Annotated in this window: 2 protein-coding genes; both read left to right on the plus strand. The window is 72.8% G+C overall.

The window, feature by feature from the left end:
* Positions 1-66 precede the first annotated feature (66 nt).
* Positions 67-708, plus strand: coding sequence for a response regulator (locus ACLU3S_RS36590; RefSeq protein WP_413956286.1), 642 nt, complete (start codon positions 67-69; stop codon positions 706-708).
* A gap of 297 nt (positions 709-1,005) precedes the next feature.
* Positions 1,006-2,748, plus strand: a complete 1,743-nt coding sequence (locus ACLU3S_RS36595; RefSeq protein WP_413956287.1) for an MFS transporter — start codon at positions 1,006-1,008, stop codon at positions 2,746-2,748.
* Positions 2,749-2,772: the final 24 nt, after the last annotated feature.

The following is a 2,772-nucleotide window of genomic DNA, read 5'->3' on the forward strand; positions in this document are numbered from 1 at the left end:
CGGGTGGGCCGGCGTGGGGGCGGTGGGTAGGCGCCCCGCCGCGTCGGCCGGCCGTACTCTGTGGCCATGAACGAGACGCCCCGGGGCGGCCGGACCGCCACGTCGATCCGGGTCCTGCTCGCCGAGGACCAGGGCATGATGCGCGGCGCCCTCGCCCTGCTGCTGGGCATGGAGGAGGACATCGAGGTCGTGGCGCAGCTGTCCTCGGGCGACGCCATCGTGGACGCCGTGCTCGACCACCGGCCGGACGTGGCGCTCCTGGACATCGAACTGCCGGGCATCAGCGGCCTGGACGCGGCGGCCGAGCTGCGCGAGCGGGCGCCCGACTGCCGGGTGCTGATCCTCACCACCTTCGGCCGGCCCGGCTATCTGCGCCGGGCCATGGAGGCCGGCGCGGCGGGTTTCCTCGTCAAGGACGGGCCGGTGGAGGAGCTGGCAGCGGCGATCCGGCGGGTGCTCGCGGGAGAGACCGTGGTCGATCCGGCGCTGGCCGCGGCGGCGCTCAGCGCCGGGCCGAATCCGCTGACGGCCCGGGAGTGCGACGTGCTGAAGGCGTCGGTGGACGGCGCGACGGTCGCCGACATCGCCGGCCGGCTCCATCTCTCCGAGTCGACCGTGCGCAACTACCTGTCCTCGGCGATCGGCAAGACGGGCACCCGCAACCGCACGGAGGCGGTGCGGGAGGCCCGGCAGCAGGGGTGGCTGTGAGCCGCCGGTCCTTTGGCCCACGACCGGGAGACCGGCCCTCCGGTCCACAGCCGGGAGACCGGCCCTCCGGTCCACAGCCGGGAGACCGGCCCTCCGGTCCACAGCCGGGAGACCACTTCTCCGGTCCACGGCCGGGAGACGGGAGACGGGAACGTGTTCCACCGACTCCCCCTCCCCTGACAAGGGATCAGAAACCCAAGGAACGGTCAAAGATTCGTTAGGCACTCGAAGCAACGGAATAGTTGCCTGTGCATACGAGGTTTACCGGGCACTCATGTCAACGGGAGGCCTCACTCAATGACCCATACGACGACCGACCGGCCGGCACGGAGCGCGAGCAGGCCCGTCGTCCCGGTGCTCGCCTTCGCGGGCATCGTGGTCGCGGTGATGCAGACCCTGCTCGTGCCGGTCATCAAGGACCTGCCGCAGTTGCTGAGCACCGCCCCCAGCAACGCGACCTGGGTGCTGACCTCGACCCTCCTGTCCGGCGCCGTGGCCACCCCGATCATGGGCCGGCTCGGCGACCTGTACGGCAAGCGGCGCATGCTGGTGCTCAGCCTCGCCGTGATGGTGGTCGGCGCCCTGGTCAGCGCGGTCACCAGCCAGCTGCTCACCATGATCGTCGGCCGTACCCTGCAGGGCTTCGCCATGGGCGCGATCCCGCTCGGCATCGGCCTGATGCGGGACATGCTGCCGCGCGAGCGGCTCGGCTCGGCGATGGCCCTGATGAGCTCCTCGATCGGCGTCGGCGGCGGTCTCGCGCTGCCCGCCGCGGCCCTGGTCGCGCAGCACACGAACTGGCACGTGCTGTTCTACGGCGCCGCCGGCCTCGGCGTGCTCGCCATCGCCCTCACCCTTCTCGTCGTGCCCGAGTCCCCGATGCGGGCGGAGGGCTCCTTCGACCTGCTCGGCGCCACCGGTCTCTCCGCCGGCCTGGTCCTGCTCCTGCTGCCCATCACCAAGGGCAGCGACTGGGGCTGGTCCTCGGGCACCACGCTCGGCCTGTTCGGCGCGTCCGTCGTCGTGCTCCTGCTGTGGGGCCTGTTCGAGCTGCGCGTCCAGGCGCCGCTGGTCGACCTGCGCACCACCGCCCGCCCCGCCGTGCTCTTCACCAACCTCGCGTCGATCATGGTCGGCGTCGCCTTCTACGTCGTCTCGCTGGTCCTGCCCCAGCTGCTCCAGCTGCCGAAGGCCACCGGCTACGGCCTCGGCCAGTCGATGGTCGTGGCCGGTCTGTGCGTGGCCCCGCTGGGCCTGACGATGATGTTCACCGCGCCGGTGTACGCCCGGCTGTCCGCCCGCTTCGGGCCCAAGGTCACCCTGATCACCGGTCTGCTGATCATCGCCATCGGCTACGGCGGCGGGCTCGGCCTGATGGACGCGGCCTGGCAGACGATCGTCACGTCCGTGATCCTCGGCGCGGGCATCGGCCTCGCCTATTCCTCGCTGCCCGCGCTGATCGTCGGCGCGGTCCCGGCCTCGGAGACGGGCGCGGCCAACGGCCTCAACACCCTGATGCGGTCCATCGGCACCTCGGTGTCCAGCGCCGTCATCGGCATGGTGCTGGCCAACACCGCGCACACCGTGGGCGGCGTCGCGATCCCGACCATGCACGGCTTCCGCGTCTCCTTCCTGATCGCCACGGCCGCCGTGGCGGTGGGCCTGCTGCTCGCGCTGTTCCTGCCGAAGGCCGCCCGCCCGGACCGGCACGCGCAGCTGCGGGTGAGCAGCGAGGAGGAGGAGAACCTGCAGCGCGCCGAGGAGGTGCTGCGCGCCTTCCGCGGCCGCGTGCTGGACGCCACCGGCGCTCCGGTCGCCCGGGCCAAGGTCACGCTGATCGACCGGCGGGGCCGCCAGGCGGGCGCCACCGTGTCGGCCGAGGACGGCACCTACGCCCTCGCCGTCCCCGCGCAGGGCGCCTACGTCCTGGCCGCGAAGGCCTCCGGCCACGGCCCGCGCGCCTCCATGGCGACGCACTCCGGGGGCGACCACGCCATCGCCGTGGACCTGTCCCTGCCGGGCGAGACGGTCGCCGTCTGAGACCAGCCCCACACCCGCGGCCCC

It is taken from the genome of Streptomyces sp. AF1A (assembly GCF_047340315.1).
Lineage (GTDB): Bacteria > Actinomycetota > Actinomycetes > Streptomycetales > Streptomycetaceae > Streptomyces.